Genomic DNA, 16,698 nt, shown 5'->3' with positions numbered 1-16,698 from the left:
TCCTCTTACTGTGAATGTAAACGTCTTACTAGACGCTTTCTGACTAACACGGTAATAATAATTGGATAGATCATTAAAATTCCGCATGTTTTTAACACCGACAAATAACTAGAGTGACGCAAAAACAGATCGAACAGTTTATTTAGTGCATAAGTTAATGGTTCAAGCGAAGAGATAAATCTAGCAATCCATGGCATGGATAGTTCAGGTACAACAACACCAGAATAAGTTAATGCAAGTCCAACTAAAATACCTATATAAGTATAGGCATCAATAGGAGTTTTAGTAAAAGTGTATAGCAAAATACCAATGCTTTGTGCAGCAATAACATAGAAAAATACCACTATCATCATGGCAAAAGGAGAACCCGATACACGCGCATTAGAAAACAAAACGAGCATAGCAATTTCAAAAATAAGCAGCATAGTAAACCAAATTGTATAAGGTGCTAATTTCCCTAAAACAAAAGGGTAGCTAGGACGAGTTCGCTTTGGCAACTGTGCTAGAATGTGAATTGTTGTGGTTACAACAAATAGCTGCAATAAATGCACTACTGCGGAAAATTGTTGGAAGTACATTGAGTTACCACTAGCATTAAATAAACCATCATAATTAAAATTAACTTTTGCCAATGGGGGAACTGGCATACCAATACTAGTAGCCATGGTGGTTCGATATTGGGTATTGATTGTTGCTATCAACCCAGAATAATCCATGATCGAATATAAGCCAGCACTATAATATAACGCATTATAATAAAGCATTGGTGTAGGTTGGTGACCTGATAATACATCCGCTTCAAAATTAGGTGGAATATAAAGTAGCGCATAAATTTTTGCTTTTTGCAGATCACGCTCAGCATCAAAAAGTTGGCTATCATAATTGATAAGATCGGCATGTGCTGCAGCATTAAGATTACGCACGAGTTCGCGTGATAAAGTACTCTTATCTTGATCAATATAACCTACTGGTAAATCATATAATACACCTCGATAAAAAATACTACTAATTAATACAAAAATAATTAGTGGCATAATCCACATTAACCAGTGAAAGGTAAATCGCCTAAAAATTTGTGGTATTTCGGCGTTAAATGCCTCTTTAAAACGATGCCAGAAATCTAACATTATTTGTCTAGCTTCCATAATGTGCTCATACCTGCACGTAAACCTTCAACAGGTGCAATAGGATAGAGTCTGACTTCAAAGGTTTTCAAATCAAAATCTCCTGTTGCTCTTGTTGCACGTTTAGTTGCATAATCGCCCATCGGTGCTATATAACGAATTTCGGCTTCAATCTCTTTGTGATTGAGTGCAGGTACTTCAAGTATAATATGATCGCCTTTGCGAATATTAGACATAATATCTTCACGCAAGTTAAATACAAAATAAGCTTGAGGTAGTTGAATCACTGTTAACAATGGACTGTTAGCGTTAAACAATTCGCCGACTTCAGCAGGAATAGAACCAATTTCACCTGCTACTTGCGCTTTAACTTGTAAATCATCATATTGTATTTGTAGCTGTTTAAGTTGCTCTTCGGCTTCTTCTAATTTGGCGGCATAAATTTCACGTTGCTCAATACGATCTCCATTTTTAGCTTGGTCTAAATTAGCTTGTGCTGATTGAACCTGTTGAAACGCTGAATCGCGTGTTTTTAGAGCATTATCTAAGAAAGATTGAGAAACATAACCTTTGGCCGAAATAGCTTTGTTACGCTCATATTCTTTGGAAGCATTATCATATGTTACCTTTGCTTGCTCAAGAATTGCTTCATAATAACGAATGCTTTCTTCTCGAGTTCCATGCTCCGAAAGCGCTAATTGAGCTTTTGCTTGGTCTCTCGCTGCTTCAGCCGCTTTGACTTGAGCTAAAAGCTCAGGGCTATCGAGAGTAATAAGAATATCACCAGGTTTAACGTCATCACCTCGATGAACATGAATAAATTGCACTCTACCTTTGGCTTTAGAAGCAACGCTAACATTCGGTGCATCAACTTCTCCTTGTAAGATAAACTGACTATTGTGTGAGCGAATTAAAATCGTCATTGATATTAAAATAACGATTAACGCAATAATAGTAAAAACTTTTTTGTTCATAAAATTTTGTATAGAGTGGTATTAAAGAGATAAGAAATAGAGAATTAAAATTATCATATCCTTTGTAAAATAAGCATATGTAAAATTAACCCTCCCCCATTATACGAAAATTGCTTTATTAACACAAAGCATGTCGATTTAATTTAAAAATGAATTAATATCAATACTAAGTTATTATAGATTATTATAGCAGCGAGCGATTTTTTATATCTACTTTAAATAATTTTTATTAATTATAAAGTAATACTTTAATAGGTTTTATTTATAAGTGATATTAGTCAAATAAAATAGATAAAAACCTACTTATTTAGTAAACTATTAAAAAATAAAAATTTAAGGTATTTAATATGGTTAAAATAATTATTATTGGTGGTGGCGCAGGAGGATTAGAATTAGCAACTGATCTCGGCGATAAATTAGGGAAAAGTAATCAAGCCGAGGTTACACTAATAGATAAAAATACTTATCATATTTGGAAACCTTTATTACATGAAGTTGCTACTGGTATTCTAAATGAGCAAGCTGATAAAATTGATTATGCTGAACAAGGACAACAACACCATTTTCAATTTATTCAAGGCACGTTTACTAATCTTAATCGTGAAGAAAAGCATGTTATTATTGAGAATTCAAATATTGAATCTATTTCTGTACCATATGATACATTAGTTGTGGCAATAGGAAGTACTTCAAACGATTTTGGCACACCTGGAGTTAAAGAACATTGTATCTTTTTAGATGACCAAAACGCTGCAATTCGTCTACGTGAAACACTGATTACAAAATTTGCTAGTTTTTGTTCAATTATTGATGAACATGAAACAACGACTGAAGATAAAATTCGTATTGCTATTGTTGGTGGTGGCGCAACAGGTGTTGAATTAGCTTCTGAGTTACCTCATATGGTTGAAACATTTGGCAACTGTGGTCGTAATAAAATGTGTTCTGATTTGCTTGATGTATCTATTATTGAAGCAACTGACCGTATTTTACCTGCTTTACCTGAAAAAACGGCATTAAATATTACCAATACCCTTCAAAAACGTGGTATTCATGTATTAACAAAAACTATGATCACCAAAGCGGAAAGTAACGGCTTTTATCCAAAGGAAGGCGATATTATTAGCGCAGATATTATGATTTGGACTGCAGGTGTAAAAGCGCCAGACTATTTAAAAGATATTGCTGGTTTAGAATCAAGCCGTTCGAATCAACTGGTGGTTAAACCAACATTACAAACAACGCGCGATGATAATATTTTTGTTATTGGTGATTGTGCTTATGCTATGCAAGACAGCGGCCGAGCCTCACCTGCTACAGCACAAGCCGCACATCAAATGGCAAAAATATGTTATGAAAATATCATTAACATGTTAAATAATAAACCAATGAAGTTATTTAAATATACAGATAATGGTACAATTATTTCTTTGCATGATACAGCTCAAGGTGTGGTTAAAATTGCTGGTAAAGGCGAAATGAAAGTTAAAGGGTTCTTTGCTTTAATGATCCATCGCTTGTTGTATCGCATGCATCAAGCAAGTCTGTTAGGTATTGTCAAAACAATTCGATTTGTTAAAGCTAGCAAAGAGGTGTATAAAAATAAATTTGCCTCTATTTTTACTCATCAAGGTTAATTAATTTACCCCTTTGTTGTTTGGTTTAATTAGCTACTTATAAAAAATATTTTATAAATAGCTAATTTATTTTATAATTTAATATATTAATAATGTTTCCTTGGTGAACCTAATGCGTTCTATTGTTATGTTTATTTTGTTGGGTGCTAGTTTTATGAGTATTGCTAACTATACGCCTAAAGATGGGGATATTATTTTTCAATCTTCACAATCAAGACAAAGTCTAGCTGTTGAACAAGCAACAAACTCGCCATATAGCCATATGGGCATTATTTTGATTAAAAATGGCAAAACATATGTTTTCGAAGCTGCCAACAAAGTCGTTTATACACCACTGAATAGTTGGATTTCTCGTGGCAAAAATAAAAAGTATATAATTAAGCGCTTAAAAGATCATAATCTGTCTAAGAATGAGGTTAATAATTTAAAAAAAATTGCACAAACATTTGAAAATAAACCATATGATATTTGGTTTGGATGGGACGATCGTTATATTTATTGCTCAGAATTAGTCTGGAAGATCTATAATAGAGCTCTTAAATTAAAAATAGGCCAATTGCAAACTATCAAAGAATTTAATCTTTCATCACCAGCAGTTAAACAAAAAATAAAAGAACGTTATGGAAATAAGATCCCCTATCAAGAAACAGTTATTTCACCCGTTTCTATGTTTAATTCACCACTGCTAACAACGGTTGATAAGCAATGGTAATATATCAAAATAACGTTAAATTTTTGACTGGTGCAAAACTTTTACGATACAAATGGTTAACACCATGCTGCTCAATTGCAGCTAAATGTGCTTTGGTTGGATAGCCTTTATGTTTAGCAAGACCGTATTGTGGATATAATTTATCAAGCTCAACCATTTCACGATCACGAATAACTTTAGCTAGAATTGAAGCAGCACTAATTTCTGCAACCAACAAATCTCCTTTAATAACTGCTTGAGCTTGAATGCCAAAATCAGGACAACGGTTGCCATCAACTAATACAAAATTGGGTTTTATGGGTAATCCTGATACCGCCCGTTGCATAGCAAGCATGGTGGCATGTAATATATTTAATTTATCAATTTCATCAACCGATGCTCTTGCAATACACCAAGCTAATGCCTCTTGTTTAATAATATCAAATAGATGTTCTCGTTTTTTTTCGGTTAGTTTTTTAGAATCAGTTAAGCCTTTAATGGGCTTGTTAGGATCTAAAATAACTGCAGCGGTAACAACATCGCCACAAAGCGGACCTCGCCCAACTTCATCAACCCCTGCGATTAAGGTGGCATCTGGATAGGTAAACTCTAGCAATGTGGCTCCTTTAATACATCGAGCACAGCTTTAGCAGCTTGTTCATCAGCATTACAACGAATTTGATTATGCAAAGATAAAAATGTCTGTTTTAGCTCTACATTATCACCTTCTAAAAAAGGGATAATGCGCTTAACAATATTTTCAGGAGTGCAATCTTGTTGTAATAATTCTGGTACAATCTCTTTACCCGCTAAAATATTCGGTAATGAAACATAAGGTGTTTTAATCAATTTTTTAGCAAGCCAAAAGGTAAATGGCTTCATTTTGTAGCCAACAACCATTGGACATTTAGCTAGCATGCATTCTAATGCCACAGTACCCGAAGCCAAGATTGACGCATTACTTGCAATCATTGCTTCGCGGGCATGACCATCTAATAACTTCATTTCAAGTTGGGGAGCAATGTCTGTTTTAATCTGCTCAAATTCTTGTCGTCTTTTTGCGTTAACTAAAGGTACTAAAATATGCAAATCTGAGTAGCGTTGGCGTAATAACAGTGCTGCTTTTAAAAAGGGAGCTGATAATAATGTTACTTCAGCATGACGGCTACCTGGCAATAAAGTTAAGCAACGACAATCTAGTGGAATACCTAATTGTTTGCGCATTGCTGTTTGATCTGGATTAAGTTGGATATCATCTGCCATTTTATGGCCAATAAAACGACAAGGAACATCAAACTTATCATAAAAGGCTTTTTCAAAAGGTAAAAAAGCTAAAATAAGATTAGTATTACGCTTAATTTTGAAAACGCGTTTTTGTTTCCAAGCCCAAACCGATGGACTCACATAATGGATTGTTTTAATGCCTGCTTGTTTTAGCTTACCTTCTAAAGAAAGATTAAAGTCAGGTGCGTCAATGCCAATAAATATATCAGGCTTAAGTGCAATTAAACGTCTAGTAATATCTTTGCGAATTGCTAAAATTCGGCGTAATCGCCCCAAAACTTCAACAATGCCCATCACTGATAACTCATCCATTTCATACCAAGCTTCACAGCCTTCGGCTTGCATTTTAGGACCTGCAATACCAACAAAATGAATATTAGGATAATGATGTTTGAGTGAACGAATTAGACCTGCTCCAAGAATGTCGCCAGAGGTTTCTCCAGCGACTAAAGCTACAGTTAATGGTTTATTGGTCATTAACGGATGATGCCACGCGTTGAACGGGCAAAAAAGTCAATAAATAATTGGATTTCAGAGTGTTGCTTGGCAATGGTTTCAATTTCAACTTTTGCCTCTTCAAACGATAAGCCATTTCGATAAAGGATTTTATAACTATTGCGAATCGCCTGCAAAGCATCTTTGCTAAACCCTCTACGTTTTAAGCCTTCATAATTTACGCCATGAGGTGTTGCATGATTACCTTGGGCAATAACATAAGGTGGAACATCCTGAGCAACACCTGAACAACCACCAACCATAACATGTGATCCGATCACACAAAATTGATGAACGGCTGTCATTCCGCCAATAATTACATAATCATCTAATTGAACATGCCCACCTAAAGTGGCATTATTTGCTAAAATACAATGATCACCAATATGACAATCGTGAGCAACATGTGCATTAATCATCAATAAATTATCACTACCAATACGCGTTAATTCACCACCTTGAACAGTGCCACGGTGAATAGTTACGCTTTCACGAATCATATTGCGATCGCCAATTTCAGTGCGTGTTGGCTCTCCACGGTATTTTAAATCTTGGTTTACCTCACCAATCGAGACAAATTGATAAATTTGATTATCTTTACCGATTTTTGTATGCCCATTGATGACAACATGTGATTTTAAAAAAGTCCCGTCACCAATTTCTACATTCTCACCAATAAAACAAAAAGGGCCGATTTTGACGTTATCGCCAATTTTTGCTCCCTTTTCAATCACTGAGCTTGGATGTATCTCCATTGCCATAGTTATTCCTTAATACTATTTTTAGGGAAATGCTAAAAAACAAGCAATTATTTACGAGCACACATCATTTCAGCTTCGCAAACTAACTTACCATCGACAGTTGCAACACCATGGAATAATGCAATACCACGGCGCTCTTTAATATATTCAACATCGAGCATAAGTTGGTCTCCCGGCACTACAGGGCGTTTAAAACGTGCTTTATCAATGGAAGCAAAATAATAAAGTTGACCTGGTGATAGCTCTTCAATACTTTTGAAAGCCAATATTCCTGTAGCTTGAGCCATTGCCTCTAAAATCAAAACTCCTGGGAAAATAGGTTTATTTGGAAAGTGCCCCTGAAAGAATGGCTCATTCACAGTAACATTTTTTATTGCTTTTAATGTTTTACCTTTTTCGTAACTAAGAACTCGGTCTACCATTAAAAATGGATAACGATGAGGTAACAGGCTGATGATTTCTTCAACATCAAGGGTATTAAGTTCGGTAGTCAAAATAGCTATCCTTATACATTATTTACTATAAATTTTTCACATTATAACTGAGGATACTGCTTTCACTCAAGGATGATTTAAAATTACAAAATATGACTTATCCTATTTTATAAGAAGCACAATGACATAGTTTTATTAAATAAATGATTTGTAAACGCTATATTATCTTGCATTAAATAATATATAATAACTCAATTAACTATATAAAAGAATTTCTAACTTGGAGAATTATAATGAAATCATTAATTAAAATGACCTTAATAAGTGGTGCAATTGTATTGGCATTAGTGGGTTGTGATAAAAAATCAGATAAGGTAACTCTTTCAACTGATTCACAAAAAGAAGCCTATGCATTAGGTTCTTCGTTTGCAACATATATGAAAGAAAGTTTAGAACAAAATGAAGTTAAACCAGATCAAGAATATTTAATCAGCGGTTTTAATGAAACATTTAATGGTGCATCACAACTAAGCAAAGATGAAGTTAAAAGCATTTTAAATGCGTTTGGCAAACGAATTCAAGAAGAAAGCAAAGCGCGTTTTGAAAAACAAAAAACCGAAAACACAGCTACTGGTGACAAGTTCCGTGAAAAATTTGCTAAACAAGATGGCGTTAAAAAAACTAAATCAGGCCTGCTTTATCAAATTTTAGAAAAAGGTTCTGAGAAACATCCAACAGAAAATGATACCGTTATCGTTCATTATACAGGTACTTTAACTGATGGCCGTAAATTTGATAGTTCTTATGATCGTGATGAACCGGCTAAATTTCCTCTTTATGGTGTGATAAAAGGTTGGACTGAAGGAATTCAATTGATTGGTGTTGGTGGAAAAATTAAACTTGTCGTGCCACCAGATTTAGCTTATGGCGATCAAAGCATTCCAGGTCAAGAAAATAAAGCAGGAATCGAACCTGCATCAACATTAGTGTTTGAAGTTGAATTACTTGGCATTGATGGTGATAAAAATGACACAAATGAAGCACCAAGGGAAGAACCTGCATCAGAACCAGAACAAGCAGAATAACAAGCAGCTGACTCACTTGATTGATTCATTAAGTTACACGCTTATTATTATGGGTCCTGCTTATGGGACCCAATCTGCTTATTGCGCATACCAGTTTGCTCAAGCTTTACTGTCTAATACTCCTCATCAGATTAAAAACATCTTTTTTTATGCCGATGGTGTTTATAATGGCAATAGCTATACAGATCCTGCTAGCGATGAGTTTGATTTAGTTTCAGCTTGGCAAGAACTAGCAAAAACACACACCTTAACGTTAACTATTTGTGTTGCAGCTGCACAGCGACGCGGTATTATCGAAAACAATCTTGCAGATCATTTTCAATTAACTGGTCTTGGTGAACTTAGCGAATCAATAGCGACAACCGATCGAACCATTCAATTTTAAATTAAGACTGAAATGAAAAAACTAGCAATTATTATCAACTCACCACCTCATGGAAATGCCAAAGGTCGAGAAGCACTTGATATCGCATTAGCCACATCAGCTATTAATCATGTTTCTGTTTTTTTTGTCGATGATGGTGTCTTTCATTTATTACCAAATCAACAACCTGATCGCATTTTAATGCGAGATTATATTGCGACATTAAACATGCTTGAACTTTATGATATTGATGATGTATATGTCTGTGAATCCTCACTGAAATCAAGAAGCTTAATTCAAATAAGTAGAAACATCCCGAGTAAAGTCATTAATACCCAGTTATTAAATCAACTATTAACAACTAAAGATGTGATTTTGCGATTCTAATTTTATATTGAAAGCAAAACCTTATACCACAACAACAAGCTTATATCTAAAAAAATCGGTTAGGAAAGAGATTGATTTTATTGGGGTTTTTATTTGATTGTTTTTAATGAAAAATATACTGTAGCGTTTATAAATAAAGCAAAGAGTCTGTAAAGTTAAATCAAATAAATAATCCACTCTATTTTTTGCTTATTTAAATAGAGTGGATTGTTATATTAGTTTTATTTAATTTGGTTCTTATTTTATACTAATTGACTAAACAAGTTTTTTAATCTCATCGGCAATTTTTTCGGCCTGAGTGCCTACAATAATTTGTACACCTGTTTTACCGAGTTTGATCACAGCCATCGCGCCAAGTGCTTTAGCTGCTTGTTCATCAACCAATTCTGAATCGTTTACACCTAAACGCAAACGTGTAATACAAGAGTCAATGTTAGTAAGGTTTCCTTTCCCACCAACAACCGCTAGATATTGTTCAGCAAGTTTAGATGTATCTCCAATGACTTGTTTTTTCTGGGTACTTTCAGTTGACGAAACAGTCGTATCTTCATCTTCACGGCCTGGGGTTTTAAGGTTGAATTTTACAATTACAAAACGGAATGCTACATAGTAGACCACAAAGAATACTAGACCTTGAAGGATCAACATATACCAATGGACAGCAAGCGGATTACGGCTTGAAAGTAACATATCGACTAAGCCAGCGCTAAAGCCAAATCCTGCTATCCATTGCATTGCTGCTGCAATATAAAGTGAAATACCCGCTAAAATCGCATGTAAAACATAAAGTACAGGTGCAACAAACATAAAAGCAAATTCAAGCGGTTCGGTTACACCAGTAAAAAATGCAGCAAAAGAAGCAGCTAACATGATTGATGCAGTTTTATCTTTATTGCCTTTTTTAGCCGTATGATACATAGCTAGTGCTGCACCAGGCAGACCAAACATCATAACAGGGAAGAATCCAGCTTGGTAACGACCTGTAATTCCAACTGTAGCTAAACCGTCTTCAATTGATTTTTGCCCACCTAGGAAGTTAGGAATATCGTTGATACCAGCTACGTCGAACCAGAATACTGAGTTTAAGGCATGGTGTAAACCAACAGGAATAAGTAAGCGGTTAAAGAATCCATAAATACCAGCACCCACAGATCCTAATTCTTTAATATATTTACCAAAAGCAACTAGTGCGTCATAAATAGTTGGCCAGATAAAATATAAAACAGCTGAAACTAATAGCATCACAACTGAAACAACAATTGGTACTAGTCTTTTTCCACTAAAAAAAGATAGTGCTTTATGTAATTCAACCCGACTAAAGCGATTGTAAAGTTCGGCTGCAATAATACCAACAAGAATACCAATAAATTGATTGTTTATTTTACCATATGCAGCAGGAACTTGCTTTAACCAGTCATCTGCTTTTGTGTCAATACCATTAAATAATGCAATAGAATTTGGAGAAAGTAAGGTGGTTACCACTAAAAAACCAACTAAACCAGAAAGTGCAGCTGCGCCATCTTTATCTTTAGACATTCCATAAGCAACACCAATAGCAAATAAAATTGGCATATTATCGATAATAGCACCACCCGATTTAATTAAAAAGGCGGCAACAATACTATTTTGCCCCCAGCCATTAGGATCGATCCAATACCCAATCCCTAGTAGTATTGCAGCAGCAGGTAGAACTGCTACAGGCACCATCAATGAACGCCCGATACGTTGCATATAAGCTAAAATTCCCATAAGTTTAACCTCATATAGTTATTAGGGGTATATAATAAAAAGTAATAAAATTTTACATCTTTAAGCGATGATAATTAAGTATTATTATTTCACTCTATATTATTTATTTTACTTCGCAAATTAATTATTCTTTTTTTGTGATTTAAATCACCATTTTTTTTGATTAATTAGTTTAATATAGTAAAATAAAGACAACATATTTTATTTCAAGAAAAAAGTTTTTTAATTATATCACAAGAGGTAACAGCACATGAGACTTATTCCTTTAGAAAATGCACAAGAAGTCGGTGCCTGGGTTGCACAGCGCATTGTTAATAAAATTAATGAGTTTAAACCTACCGCAGATCGTCCATTTTTATTGGGGCTGCCAACAGGTAGTTCACCATTAGTTATGTATCAACAATTGATTAAACAATATAAAGCAGGTAACGTTAGCTTTAAGCATGTTGTAACCTTTAATATGGATGAATATGTTGGTATTCCAGAAGAGCATCCTCAAAGTTACCACACATTTATGTACGAAAATTTTTTCAATCATATTGATATTGATAAGAACAATATCCATATATTAAATGGTAATGCACCAGATATTGATCAAGAGTGCCGTCAATATGAAGCGAAGATCAAAGCTTACGGTAAAATTAATATCTTTGTTGGGGGGGTAGGTCAAGATGGACATATCGCTTTTAATGAACCAGGATCTTCACTTTGTTCACGTACACGCATCAAAACATTAACTGAAGATACACGCATTGCTAATTCTCGCTTTTTTGATAATGATGTGAATCAAGTACCAAAACATGCGTTAACCATTGGTGTTGCAACTTTAATGGATGCTCAGGAAGTTATTTTATTAGTTTGTGGTCATAATAAAAGTTTAGCATTACAAGCTGGTGTTGAAGGGTCTGTTAATCATCTTTGGACTGTCACTGCGCTACAAATGCATCCTGCATCAATTATTGTTTGTGATGAACCAAGTACTGATGATCTTAAAGTGAAAACACTAAAATATTTTAAACAAATGGAAGCTGATAATCTTAAAGTGACCGTTTTATAAAGGATAATTCAATGTATGCATTAACAAATTGCCGTTTTTATACAGGTTATGAAATCCTTGATAACCACGCTGTTATTATTGATGGTGATAAAATTACAAAAGTCTGTAAACAAAACGAATTACCTACAGATATCAAAATTGAAAATCTACAAGGCGCAATTGTGGCCCCTGGATTTATTGATATCCAAGTTAATGGATGTGGTGGTGTACAATTTAATGAAACGCTTGATGCACTAAGCGTTGAAACATTACAAGCCATGCAGGCCACAAATCTTATTTCTGGTTGTACTAGCTATTTGCCTACGTTAATTACATCAACTGATGAATTTATGATAAAGGCAGTTAACGTGATGCGTGAATACTTAGCTACGCATCCTAATCAAGCACTTGGGTTGCATCTTGAAGGACCTTATATCAGCCCTGAAAAAAAGGGAATTCATGACGAAAATATTATTCGACAGCCGTCACAAGAAATGATTGATTTCCTTTGTGAAAATGCTGATGTAATTAAAATCATTACTTTAGCGCCAGAAAGAGTTGAAAGCCATTTCATCAAGCAATTGGTTAATGCAGGCATTCATGTTTCGGTTGGTCATTCAAATGGTCATTATGATGACTGCCGTCGTGGCTTTAATGATGGTATTCGTTTAGGAACGCATCTATTTAATGCTATGCCTTATATTTCAGGGCGAGAGCCTGGTGTAGTTGGTGCAATTTATGATGAACCAGAAGTTTATGTTGGTATCATTGCCGATGGTCAACATGTTAGTTGGGCAAATATTCGCAATAGTCATAAAATCAAACAAGATCACTTAATTTTAATTACTGATGCGATGCTGCTTGCTGCTTCTAATTTAGAATCAGGCGTATTTGCAGGTAAAATCATTTATTATAAAGATGGTCGTTGTGTTGATGAAAATGGCACATTGGGTGGTTCATCATTAACCATGATTGAAGCGGTAAAAAATGCAGTTGAATATGTTGGTATTGCCTTAGATGAAGCATTAAGAATGGCAACACTTTACCCTGCTAAAGCAATCGGTGTGGATAAAGAGCTTGGCAGTATTAGTGAAGGAAAAATTGCAAATCTTGTTATTTTTAATCGTGATTTTTCAATCGTTAAAACGGTTGTTAACGGAGAGATGAGTCGCTAAAATATCAGATAATTGATTAAGAATATTGAGCAATATATGACATTTAATTATCTGAACTTAGTGGGTAATGCTGAATTAATTAAACAACTAAATTATGCAATGATTTATCGCTTAATTGTTCAGCAAGCACCACTTTCTCGTATTCAATTGGCTGAAATTAGCCAATTGGCTCCAGCAAGTATTACCAAAATAACTCGCCAACTGATTAAAAATAAACTAATTAAAGAGGTCGATGCTCAGCAATCAACGGGCGGGCGCCCTGCGGTTTCAATTGAAGCAAAATATGGACAATATCAAGCTATTGCGGTGCAATTAAGTCGTTCACATGTCACAATAGAGCTATTTGATTTAGGTGCAAAATGTTTAGTATCAAAAAGATATCCGCTTACTAACTTTACCGAGCAACAGGTACAAGACTATTTAATTGCATTAATTGAAGATTTTATTCAAGAGAATAGCAAGAAAATAAAATGTTTAGTAGCAATATCGATTGTATTACCAGGCTTAATTGATTCAGTCAATGGTATTATCCGTTATACGCCACATATTCAAGTAAAAGAATGGGCTTTAGCCGACATACTACAAAAACACTTTAATGTTTCCATTTTTGTTGGGAATGATATTCAAAGCTTAGCATTAGCTGAAAGTTATTTTGGATCAACCCAAAATGTCGATGATTCTATATTAATTCGTGTTCATCGGGGAGTAGGTTCTGGTGTTATTGTTAATCAGCAATTATTAACAAATCACAATCAAAGCGCTTGTGAAGTAGGGCATATTCAAGTAGATGCATTAGGTGAACGTTGTCATTGTGGTAACTTCGGTTGCTTAGAAAATCGTGTCGTTAATAAAGCTATTGAACACCGTGCTAAACAGATGATTGAACAAGGTTATATTTCAAAACTTACTGCCGAGCAATGCGATATCAATCATATCTGTCAATATGCTAATCAAGGCGATGAACTTGCCATCAAACTTGTCAAAGATGCGGGTGAAAATCTTGGCAGAGCGGTTGCTATTATGGTTAATATTTTCAATCCTCAACGCATCGTATTAGCAGGTGAAATAACTAAATCACCCGAAATCTTACTAAATGCAGTAAATAGTGCGCTAAATGCACAAAGTCTAGAAGAACTACGCAAAAATCTTACCATTACTTGCTCACCGCTAGATGATAGGTCGGCAATTGGTGCATTTGCATTAGTACAACAAGCTTTATTTAATGGTTCACTACTGATGACATTACTCGAAGAGAATCTATAGTATACCTTATCATATATAAAAAGCCCGATAGTCCGATAATTCGGGCTTTTTTAATTAAGTTTGAGCTACGACAAATTAAGCTAAAATGCGTAACATTCTACGCAGTGGTTCTGCAGCACCCCATAATAGTTGGTCACCTACAGTAAAAGCAGACAAATAATCTTTACCCATATTCAATTTACGTAAACGCCCAACAGGTGTGGTTAACGTACCTGTAACCGCTGCAGGAGTTAATTCTCGCATTGAAATTTCACGATCATTAGGAACGACTTTTACCCAATCATTGTGCACAGCAAGAAGCTTTTCAATTTCTGGCACACTAATATCTTTTTTCAATTTAATCGTAAACGATTGACTATGACAACGCAAAGCTCCAATACGAACACAAAGTCCATCAACAGGAATAATCTGACTTGTTCCCAAAATTTTATTGGTTTCGGCTTGCCCTTTCCACTCTTCTTTACTTTGCCCATTATCTAGCGCTTTATCGATCCAAGGAATTAAACTTCCTGCTAATGGCACACCAAAATTATCAGTAGGTAAACTACCATCACGCATTTTTTGTGTCACTTTACGCTCAATATCCAAAATAGAGGAATGCGGATCTTGTAACTCTTTTGCTACTTCGGCATTTAGCATACCCATTTGAGTTAATAGCTCACGCATATGGCGAGCACCACCACCAGATGCCGCTTGATAAGTCGAAACAGAAACCCAATCTATAAGATTTTCAGCAAATAACCCACCTAATGACATTAACATCAAACTAACCGTACAGTTACCGCCTACAAAAGTTTTAATACCTCTATTTAAAGCAGCATGAATATTAGCTTTGTTTACAGGATCAAGAACAATAATTGCATCATCTTCCATGCGTAACGTTGAAGCTGCATCAATCCAATAACCCTGCCAACCTGTTGCACGTAATTTTGCGTAAATCTCTGAGGTATAATCACCACCTTGGCAAGTGACAATAATATCTAATGCCTTTAAAGCATCAATATTATCTGCGCTTTGTAATATACCTGTTTTTCCACCAAAAGTTGGGGCTGCTTGACCTGCTTGAGAAGTAGAAAAGAAAACAGGATTGATATAATCAAAATCATGCTCTTCAACCATACGTTGCATAAGCACAGAGCCCACCATTCCACGCCAACCGACAAAACCAACATTTTTCATAATTTATTTCCAATTAGTAGAGGTTATATAAAGCAATATTTTTATCTATTAAAACAAAATATCACCATAAAACAAGTAAGATAAGAATTATTTTTAGATAAGAGCAAATAATAACGTGGTGTTATATATTGAAAGAAAAAACCACGACAACAGCAAACAAAAAACGAATCATCATATCTAAAAAAACATAAGGCGTTTTCCCTAAAATCGCTTTATGCGGTTTAACGGTATTATAAAAGCTAATAAACCGCTTAGGCTTTAGTTGTCATTTTTTTGCGTCACTAACTATTTGCTGATTATGTAACTTTCTATTAATGTACGCATCACTATTTCGGCTTTCCTATTCGTTTGTGGCAGGTGGTTTGGTAAATATTTCTTGATATGCCGGTTATTACACAGCTTATCTAAACAAATATTTTAACTAAAAAAATAAAGACAGTGCCATTTTTGTCAAAAACTTTCAGGAGTGTACTACGTTTATGTAAAAAATCCTAAAAAATCATGCATAAATAAACAAGGGTAACGTTATTATTATTGCTTTTCTAACCACCATTTCACCGCCAAAACAACGCGACTAAAATTATTAATATTAAACAACACATAGTTAAAAATGAGTTAAATTTTGCCCTAAAATGCGCTATGATTGGTGCTGTTTAACTTATTTAGATTATCAATCAAATAACGATATTTGGTAGCTAAGCGATATTAGATAACTATATTAGATAACTACATTCGATAGCTATATTTGATAGCTATATTTAATAACTAAAAGCAATAATATTAACCATTTAAATCATAACAACAAACCAAAGGTATTCCCTTTTGTTCTAATTAAATTAATAAATAAGGAAAGGAAAAAACATGGCAAGTGCGTTAGAGCGTCTTTTAGAGCAGCTTGATGACGGGATATTGGGTCATTTAAAAAAACTGAGCCATAATCGCTATACCTTAGCCGTTGAGGGGCTAAGTTCGCCGGTGTCGGTGTTACAGGTTAAAGGCGATGAGCGGCTTAACCAGCCGTGGCATTATACCCTTGAATTTACCAGTCCCGATAAAGCCC

The 16,698-nt window shown here is 34.7% G+C and carries 17 protein-coding genes; 9 read left to right on the top strand and 8 right to left on the bottom strand.

The features are described 5' to 3' along the window. Positions 1–5: 5 nt before the first annotated feature. Both A9G35_RS04255 and A9G35_RS04250 read right to left on the bottom strand, forming a co-directional pair. Positions 6–1,127, bottom strand: a complete 1,122-nt coding sequence (locus A9G35_RS04255) for an ABC transporter permease (protein ID WP_218057201.1) — start codon at positions 1,125–1,127, stop codon at positions 6–8. Then, positions 1,127–2,098 carry an HlyD family secretion protein gene (locus A9G35_RS04250; protein WP_065635819.1) on the bottom strand — a complete coding sequence of 324 codons (972 nt, stop codon included), beginning with the start codon at positions 2,096–2,098 and terminating at the stop codon, positions 1,127–1,129. The genes A9G35_RS04255 and A9G35_RS04250 overlap by 1 nt, the downstream gene beginning before the upstream one ends. 347 nt (positions 2,099–2,445) lie before the next feature. Here A9G35_RS04250 and A9G35_RS04245 point away from each other — a divergent pair, with 347 nt between their 5' ends. Both A9G35_RS04245 and A9G35_RS04240 read left to right on the top strand, forming a co-directional pair. Continuing rightward, positions 2,446–3,735 carry an NAD(P)/FAD-dependent oxidoreductase gene (locus A9G35_RS04245; protein WP_065635818.1) on the top strand — a complete coding sequence of 430 codons (1,290 nt, stop codon included), beginning with the start codon at positions 2,446–2,448 and terminating at the stop codon, positions 3,733–3,735. Between the two features lie 112 nt (positions 3,736–3,847). Continuing rightward, positions 3,848–4,447 carry a YiiX family permuted papain-like enzyme gene (locus tag A9G35_RS04240; protein ID WP_065635817.1) on the top strand — a complete coding sequence of 200 codons (600 nt, stop codon included), beginning with the start codon at positions 3,848–3,850 and terminating at the stop codon, positions 4,445–4,447. Between the two features lie 4 nt (positions 4,448–4,451). Here A9G35_RS04240 and rnhB read toward each other — a convergent pair whose 3' ends face one another. Genes rnhB through fabZ form a run of 4 tightly spaced genes read right to left on the bottom strand, consistent with a single transcriptional unit; the run spans position 4,452 to position 7,460 of the window. Continuing rightward, positions 4,452–5,042: a ribonuclease HII gene (rnhB, locus tag A9G35_RS04235; protein ID WP_065635816.1), complete on the bottom strand. Its 591-nt coding sequence runs from the start codon at positions 5,040–5,042 to the stop codon at positions 4,452–4,454. Then, positions 5,036–6,187 carry a lipid-A-disaccharide synthase gene (gene lpxB, locus A9G35_RS04230; RefSeq protein ID WP_065635815.1) on the bottom strand — a complete coding sequence of 384 codons (1,152 nt, stop codon included), beginning with the start codon at positions 6,185–6,187 and terminating at the stop codon, positions 5,036–5,038. The genes rnhB and lpxB overlap by 7 nt, the downstream gene beginning before the upstream one ends. Further along, positions 6,187–6,966 (bottom strand): acyl-ACP--UDP-N-acetylglucosamine O-acyltransferase, encoded by a 780-nt coding sequence (lpxA, locus tag A9G35_RS04225; RefSeq protein ID WP_065635814.1) that lies wholly within the window; start codon positions 6,964–6,966, stop codon positions 6,187–6,189. Before lpxA ends, lpxB begins: the two co-directional genes overlap by 1 nt. Positions 6,967–7,013: 47 nt before the next feature. After that, the gene (gene fabZ / locus A9G35_RS04220) at positions 7,014–7,460 is read right to left on the bottom strand and encodes a 3-hydroxyacyl-ACP dehydratase FabZ (RefSeq protein WP_034910827.1); all 447 of its coding nucleotides are present in this window, start codon (positions 7,458–7,460) and stop codon (positions 7,014–7,016) included. Positions 7,461–7,693: 233 nt separating this feature from the next. Between fabZ and fkpA the strand changes: the two genes are divergently transcribed. Genes fkpA through tusC form a run of 3 tightly spaced genes read left to right on the top strand, consistent with a single transcriptional unit; the run spans position 7,694 to position 9,236 of the window. Then, positions 7,694–8,485, top strand: a complete 792-nt coding sequence (fkpA, locus tag A9G35_RS04215) for an FKBP-type peptidyl-prolyl cis-trans isomerase (protein ID WP_065635813.1) — start codon at positions 7,694–7,696, stop codon at positions 8,483–8,485. 19 nt (positions 8,486–8,504) lie between these two features. Then, on the top strand, positions 8,505–8,870 hold the full coding sequence (gene tusD, locus A9G35_RS04210; RefSeq protein ID WP_442903168.1) for a sulfurtransferase complex subunit TusD: 366 nt from the start codon (positions 8,505–8,507) through the stop codon (positions 8,868–8,870). A gap of 12 nt (positions 8,871–8,882) precedes the next feature. Then, positions 8,883–9,236, top strand: coding sequence for a sulfurtransferase complex subunit TusC (gene tusC / locus A9G35_RS04205; protein ID WP_065635812.1), 354 nt, complete (start codon positions 8,883–8,885; stop codon positions 9,234–9,236). Between the two features lie 255 nt (positions 9,237–9,491). Here the strand turns inward: tusC and nagE are convergent, their stop codons facing one another. Then, positions 9,492–10,985, bottom strand: coding sequence for an N-acetylglucosamine-specific PTS transporter subunit IIBC (gene nagE / locus A9G35_RS04200; RefSeq protein ID WP_065635811.1), 1,494 nt, complete (start codon positions 10,983–10,985; stop codon positions 9,492–9,494). 250 nt (positions 10,986–11,235) lie between these two features. Between nagE and nagB the strand changes: the two genes are divergently transcribed. From nagB to A9G35_RS04185, 3 genes are read left to right on the top strand one after another with little or no spacing between them, the layout of a single operon-like run. Next, the gene (gene nagB, locus A9G35_RS04195; protein ID WP_034910836.1) at positions 11,236–12,042 is read left to right on the top strand and encodes a glucosamine-6-phosphate deaminase; all 807 of its coding nucleotides are present in this window, start codon (positions 11,236–11,238) and stop codon (positions 12,040–12,042) included. An 11-nt stretch (positions 12,043–12,053) separates the two neighbouring features. Continuing rightward, entirely contained in the window at positions 12,054–13,196 is a 1,143-nt protein-coding gene (gene nagA / locus A9G35_RS04190; RefSeq protein WP_065635810.1) for an N-acetylglucosamine-6-phosphate deacetylase, read from the top strand. A gap of 36 nt (positions 13,197–13,232) precedes the next feature. Then, complete coding sequence (locus tag A9G35_RS04185) at positions 13,233–14,459, top strand: ROK family protein (protein WP_065635809.1); 1,227 nt, start codon at positions 13,233–13,235, stop codon at positions 14,457–14,459. Between the two features lie 75 nt (positions 14,460–14,534). Here A9G35_RS04185 and asd read toward each other — a convergent pair whose 3' ends face one another. Then, positions 14,535–15,638: an aspartate-semialdehyde dehydrogenase gene (gene asd, locus A9G35_RS04180; protein WP_065635808.1), complete on the bottom strand. Its 1,104-nt coding sequence runs from the start codon at positions 15,636–15,638 to the stop codon at positions 14,535–14,537. Positions 15,639–16,499: 861 nt separating this feature from the next. Between asd and A9G35_RS04175 the strand changes: the two genes are divergently transcribed. Continuing rightward, on the top strand, positions 16,500–16,698 hold a 199-nt coding region (locus A9G35_RS04175), incomplete at its 3' end, for a hypothetical protein (RefSeq protein ID WP_065635807.1).

This window comes from Gilliamella sp. Choc5-1 (genome assembly GCF_001690595.1).
GTDB lineage: Bacteria > Pseudomonadota > Gammaproteobacteria > Enterobacterales > Orbaceae > Gilliamella > Gilliamella apicola_M.
The sequence above is the reverse complement of the archived record's forward strand: the minus strand, read 5'-3'. Positions and strand labels throughout refer to the sequence as shown.

Excerpts from the sequence above, each read along its gene's own strand:
- A9G35_RS04255 (WP_218057201.1), bottom strand. The coding sequence starts at position 1,127 with ATGTTAGATTTCTGGCATCGTTTTAAAGAGGCATTTAACGCCGAAATA.
- A9G35_RS04250 (WP_065635819.1), bottom strand. The coding sequence starts at position 2,098 with ATGAACAAAAAAGTTTTTACTATTATTGCGTTAATCGTTATTTTAATA.
- A9G35_RS04245 (WP_065635818.1), top strand. The coding sequence starts at position 2,446 with ATGGTTAAAATAATTATTATTGGTGGTGGCGCAGGAGGATTAGAATTA.
- A9G35_RS04240 (WP_065635817.1), top strand. The coding sequence starts at position 3,848 with ATGCGTTCTATTGTTATGTTTATTTTGTTGGGTGCTAGTTTTATGAGT.
- lpxB (WP_065635815.1), bottom strand. The coding sequence starts at position 6,187 with ATGACCAATAAACCATTAACTGTAGCTTTAGTCGCTGGAGAAACCTCT.
- lpxA (WP_065635814.1), bottom strand. The coding sequence starts at position 6,966 with ATGGCAATGGAGATACATCCAAGCTCAGTGATTGAAAAGGGAGCAAAA.
- fkpA (WP_065635813.1), top strand. The coding sequence starts at position 7,694 with ATGAAATCATTAATTAAAATGACCTTAATAAGTGGTGCAATTGTATTG.
- tusC (WP_065635812.1), top strand. The coding sequence starts at position 8,883 with ATGAAAAAACTAGCAATTATTATCAACTCACCACCTCATGGAAATGCC.
- nagE (WP_065635811.1), bottom strand. The coding sequence starts at position 10,985 with ATGGGAATTTTAGCTTATATGCAACGTATCGGGCGTTCATTGATGGTG.
- nagB (WP_034910836.1), top strand. The coding sequence starts at position 11,236 with ATGAGACTTATTCCTTTAGAAAATGCACAAGAAGTCGGTGCCTGGGTT.
- nagA (WP_065635810.1), top strand. The coding sequence starts at position 12,054 with ATGTATGCATTAACAAATTGCCGTTTTTATACAGGTTATGAAATCCTT.
- A9G35_RS04185 (WP_065635809.1), top strand. The coding sequence starts at position 13,233 with ATGACATTTAATTATCTGAACTTAGTGGGTAATGCTGAATTAATTAAA.
- asd (WP_065635808.1), bottom strand. The coding sequence starts at position 15,638 with ATGAAAAATGTTGGTTTTGTCGGTTGGCGTGGAATGGTGGGCTCTGTG.